4 protein-coding genes are annotated in these 5,046 nt (G+C 39.9%); all 4 read right to left on the bottom strand.

From position 1 onward, the window contains the following. Window positions 1-191 precede the first annotated feature (191 nt). The 4 genes from spoVS to recA all read right to left on the bottom strand — a co-directional run bounded on the left by spoVS (window position 192) and on the right by recA (window position 4,587). On the bottom strand, window positions 192-452 hold the full coding sequence (gene spoVS / locus V7266_RS25825) for a stage V sporulation protein SpoVS (protein ID WP_003211281.1): 261 nt from the start codon (window positions 450-452) through the stop codon (window positions 192-194). A 222-nt stretch (window positions 453-674) separates the two neighbouring features. After that, a complete protein-coding gene (locus V7266_RS25820; protein WP_335472112.1) occupies window positions 675-1,472 on the bottom strand; it encodes a TIGR00282 family metallophosphoesterase in 798 nt (265 codons plus the stop codon). Between the two features lie 190 nt (window positions 1,473-1,662). Next, window positions 1,663-3,222: a ribonuclease Y gene (gene rny, locus V7266_RS25815; RefSeq protein WP_098528653.1), complete on the bottom strand. Its 1,560-nt coding sequence runs from the start codon at window positions 3,220-3,222 to the stop codon at window positions 1,663-1,665. A 324-nt stretch (window positions 3,223-3,546) separates the two neighbouring features. After that, window positions 3,547-4,587 carry a recombinase RecA gene (recA, locus tag V7266_RS25810; RefSeq protein WP_335472111.1) on the bottom strand — a complete coding sequence of 347 codons (1,041 nt, stop codon included), beginning with the start codon at window positions 4,585-4,587 and terminating at the stop codon, window positions 3,547-3,549. Window positions 4,588-5,046 lie beyond the last annotated feature (459 nt).

Here is a 5,046-nt window from a genome sequence, read left to right as displayed (position 1 = left end):
AATATACATTTAAGTAAGTAAATACTAGAATTCTTTACTATAATTATTATTCTACTTGTGTTTGTGTTATATAGCAGAATAGTATTATATTCATTTTTATATACTTTTTAAACACAAAAAACCTGCTTGGAATGATTCCAAACAGGTAAGTATGTGATTCTTTGTTGTCTACATACTGATGCCTATCTTTTTCAACGCGGCTCTACAATTAGCTTAATCGCTGTGCGTTCTTCCCCGTCAATCAAAATATCGGTAAACGCAGGGATACAGATCAAATCAACTCCGCTAGGTGCTACAAATCCTCTTGCAATCGCTACTGCCTTTACGGCTTGATTCAATGCACCCGCACCAATTGCCTGTATTTCTGCTGCACCTCTTTCACGCAGAACTCCGGCAAGTGCACCAGCTACAGAATTAGGATTAGATTTTGCTGAAACTTTTAATATTTCCATTCCTAGCTCCCCCTTAGAAAATCCCGATCCCGCATGAGCAGTTCATGAACAAATCAGGTTATAACATTCCACTGCTACTATATTCAGCGTTGAAAAGACATATTCCGGCTTGGACGAAAAAAGTCAAGATATTCGCATAATCCAATTCACGAATTGACGATTTTTAAGGGAGTACACCTAGGTTAAAAGGTCTTATTAAAAAAACTTCCGATGTGGAAGTTTTTAACTATAAAATGGATGGTCATCATTAATTAGAATTGGAACGACCTTTTTAGAAAATCCTGTTTTTCGATCTAATTCTATATAAACGGCACTCAGCTGGTTTCTTCCGGATGTTGGCACTTCAAATCGAACCGGCAGGCTTGTTAGGAATCTTTTTAATACAGCCTCCCTATCCACACCAAGTATTCCGTCGTAAGGGCCGGTCATGCCCACATCGGTTAAATAACCAGTACCGCCTGGTAAAACCCGGTTGTCAGCCGTTTGAACATGTGTATGGGTACCAACAACAGCAGATACTCTTCCATCTAAGTACCAGCCCATCGCCTGCTTCTCACTAGTAACCTCCGCATGAAAATCCACAAAGATAAACGGTGTCCTTTCCCTGGCCATTTGAACTAACTCATCAGCCTTTTTAAATGGACAATCTAATGGAGCCATAAAAGTTCGCCCCTGCAGATTTATGACTGCGATTTCGAATTCATTTACTTTGAAAAATGCAAGCCCTTTTCCGGGTGTCCCTTCTGGGAAATTCGCAGGTCTTACCATATTTTTGGCCGAATCAATAAATTCAAAAATCTCTCGGTTATCCCATGCATGGTTCCCCAGCGTTATTGCCTGAGCACCGTTGCCCAAAAATTCGCGATAGATTTTTTCGGTTATCCCCTTTCCGCCTGCGGCATTTTCACCATTGATGATTGTAAAATGAGGCCGATATTTTTCCTTTAACTTTGGCAGATATTCCTTCACCATGTCTCGACCTGGAGAGCCAACGACATCACCGATAAAAAGTAGGTTCATTTTATTCCCTTTCTTTGAAAAAAATTAGTATTGTTTAAATTGTATCACATCAAGTTTTGCTTTAATCAAAGAAAAGCGGAAGCTCCTTGGCCAGGTGCTTAATGCCCCGAGCCCTGAAGCTGGACGATTCTCAAAGTCTTATACTTTCTTATCTTCAAGCAAAAAATAAAGCAGTGCACTGTGCACCGCTTTATTTTGCATATTCAACAGCCCGTGTTTCACGGATTACTGTCACTTTAATATGTCCAGGATAATCAAGTTCCTCTTCGATCCGTTTACGAATATCTCGTGCTAATCGGTGGGCAGCAAGATCATCAACTGCGTCTGGTCTTACAATAATACGCACTTCTCTACCAGCTTGAATAGCAAAGGACTTTTCAACGCCTTCATAAGACTCTGAAATCTCCTCAAGCTTTTCGAGGCGGCGAATATAGTTTTCGAGTGTCTCACTTCGCGCTCCTGGTCTAGCCGCGGATAATGCATCAGCAGCAGCAACAAGGACGGCAATAATTGATGTAGGTTCTGTATCACCATGGTGGGATGCAATACTATTGATTACTACTGGGTGTTCCTTGTATTTAGTTGCAAGTTCAACCCCGATTTCCACATGGCTTCCTTCTACCTCATGATCAATTGCCTTTCCGATGTCATGAAGCAATCCTGCACGACGGGCAAGTGTTTCATCCTGACCAAGTTCGGCAGCCAATAATCCTGAAAGCTGAGCCACTTCCATAGAATGCTTAAGGACATTTTGCCCGTAGCTGGTACGGAATTTCAAACGGCCAAGGATTTTGATAAGATCCGGATGTAGTCCATGTACACCCACTTCAAAGGTGGTTTGTTCCCCGACTTCTCGGATATATTCATCCACTTCTCGACGAGATTTTTCAACCATTTCCTCAATACGTGCCGGATGGATTCGTCCGTCTTGGACAAGCTTTTCTAAAGCTAAGCGTGCCGTTTCTCTTCGAATAGGATCAAACCCTGACAGAATAACGGCTTCAGGAGTATCATCAATTATCAAATCAATTCCCGTTAAGGTCTCAAGTGTACGAATGTTTCGTCCTTCACGGCCAATAATCCGGCCTTTCATTTCATCATTTGGAAGGTTGACGACAGAGACAGTCGTTTCGGCCACATGGTCAGCAGCGCAACGCTGGATAGCTAAAGAAAGAATTTCCTTAGCTTTCTTGTCGGCTTCCTCTTTCGCTCGGTTTTCACTTTCTTTAATCATTATCGCTGTATCATGGGTAAGCTCTTGTTCCATTCTGTCGACAATGATTGCTTTCGCTTCCTCGCGAGTCAAGCTCGAAATACGTTCGAGTTCAGTTTGTTGTTTACGTACCAACTCGTCCACTTTGCTTTCCATCTCTTCAATATGCTGTTGTCTTTGGTTTAGAGAATCATCCTTCTTTTCTAAAAGATTTTCACGCTTGTTTAACGTTTCCTCTTTTCGATCTAAATTCTCTTCTCTTTGCAGTAAACGGTTTTCTTGTTTTTGCATTTCATTTCTTCGTTCACGAACCTCACGTTCTGCTTCAGTCCGAAGCTTGTGAATTTCATCCTTTGCTTCAAGCAAAGCTTCTTTTTTCAGTGAATCAGCATCACGTTTCGCATCTTCAAGGATTTGCTCTGCAGCATTCTTTGCGCCTGCTACTTTTGCATCAGCAATGGATTTATGAACAAAATAGCCAACAACGGCACCGACGATAAGGCCAAGCAAAATGGAGATGATAGTAATTAAATCCAATCGTTACACCCCCTCTTGCTATGAACTTTTGTTTCTTTTTTGTAAGTGTCGGCATGTACATTGTTTAGACTCAACATACAGCAAGCACCAAGGCTTTTCGCAATGTAATATTTCCAAAAATGTAAAATATACATGTTAATTGTAAAGCTGTGAATATTTATTGTCAAGGCTTTGTCCCACTAGCTTTTTCAAATATTTAGAATTCCACATTATAAAATTACTCGCACGCTATGTTTATATTGCATACTTATTTATATTAATGTATATTAATTCATTTGTTATTAAAAAAACAAAACCCGGTTACAGGTTTTGCCCTATTATGAACTAATCTAGTAAATTAATCTGCTCATCGTCCTCTGCTTCCGATACTACTTTATCACCATCTAAACCGTAATGTTCACGAATTTTTTGGTTGATTTCGTCACGGATTGCAGGATTTTCTTTTAAGAATAATTTCGCATTTTCACGGCCTTGGCCTACTCTTTCATTGTTATAGGAGTACCATGAACCACTTTTTTGAACGATATCTAATTCAGAACCTAGATCAATGATTTCGCCCTCTTTAGAAATACCTTCTCCATACATGATGTCAACTTCAGCTGTACGAAATGGCGGTGCCACTTTGTTTTTTACGACTTTAATTTTAGTTCTATTACCAACCATTTCATTTCCTTGCTTTAATGTTTCTGCACGACGTACTTCAAGACGGATAGTAGAATAGAACTTTAATGCGCGACCACCAGGTGTAGTCTCAGGGTTTCCGAACATGATTCCCACTTTTTCACGAATCTGGTTAATGAATACTGCGATTGTTTTTGATTTATTGATCGCACCTGATAATTTACGAAGGGCTTGTGACATTAAGCGGGCTTGTAAACCTACGTGAGCGTCACCCATTTCGCCTTCAATCTCTGCTTTAGGAACTAGGGCAGCAACGGAGTCAATTACAATAATATCGACGGCACCGCTTCGAACTAATGCTTCAGCGATTTCAAGTGCTTGTTCACCTGTATCTGGCTGTGATAATAGTAATTCATCAATGTTAACACCAAGTTTTTGTGCATATGTTGGGTCAAGCGCATGTTCAGCATCGATGAACGCTGCTTGTCCGCCTTTTGCTTGTACTTCTGCAATTGCATGAAGGGCAACTGTTGTTTTACCTGAACTTTCTGGCCCGTAAATTTCAATAATACGGCCTCTAGGGTATCCACCCACTCCAAGTGCTGTATCAAGTGCTAAGGAGCCGCTTGGAACAGTTGATATTCTTGTTTCGGTTTGCTCTCCCATCTTCATAATGGAGCCTTTACCAAATTGTTTTTCTATTTGCTTTAACGCCATTTCTAAGGCGGCCTTACGGTCACTCACAAATAGTTCCTCCTTTTTCTATATAAAGAATTTGAATTATTGCGTATTAGTCTATGAATATAAATCCTATAACTACTATACCTTCTTTTAATCTATTTGTCGAGTAAAAAAGCGAACATTTATTCGACCTATTTATTAACAATTTATACTAGGAAAACGACCTTATTACCTTGTTTTTTGTCCATTTCCAGTTAAGAACGAGCGGATAGTTGAATTTCTTCCTTTAGTCTGAAAAGTCGAACTTCTACATTTTTAATGGAAATTCCTTTCGGACAAAATACATTTGTGATTCCTTTAAACTGTCCAAAATGTTGGTGAATAGGACCAGGAAGTGTCTTCAATTAAGTCTAATCTGGACATGTATTCAGACCTCAGGGAAACCTCTATCAAACAGACACAAAGCCGCTTCCCCTCCCACAAAATAAAAAACCACAGAACACTATGAACTATAACCCGAAT

Origin of the sequence: Neobacillus drentensis, assembly GCF_036965645.1 — a bacterium.
Classification (GTDB): domain Bacteria; phylum Bacillota; class Bacilli; order Bacillales; family Cytobacillaceae; genus Neobacillus; species Neobacillus drentensis_D.
The sequence above is the reverse complement of the archived record's forward strand: the minus strand, read 5'-3'. Positions and strand labels throughout refer to the sequence as shown.

Bases quoted from the DNA above. Each gene is read 5' to 3' on its own strand.
- spoVS (WP_003211281.1), bottom strand. From the start codon at position 452: ATGGAAATATTAAAAGTTTCAGCAAAATCTAATCCTAATTCTGTAGCT.
- V7266_RS25820 (WP_335472112.1), bottom strand. From the start codon at position 1,472: ATGAACCTACTTTTTATCGGTGATGTCGTTGGCTCTCCAGGTCGAGAC.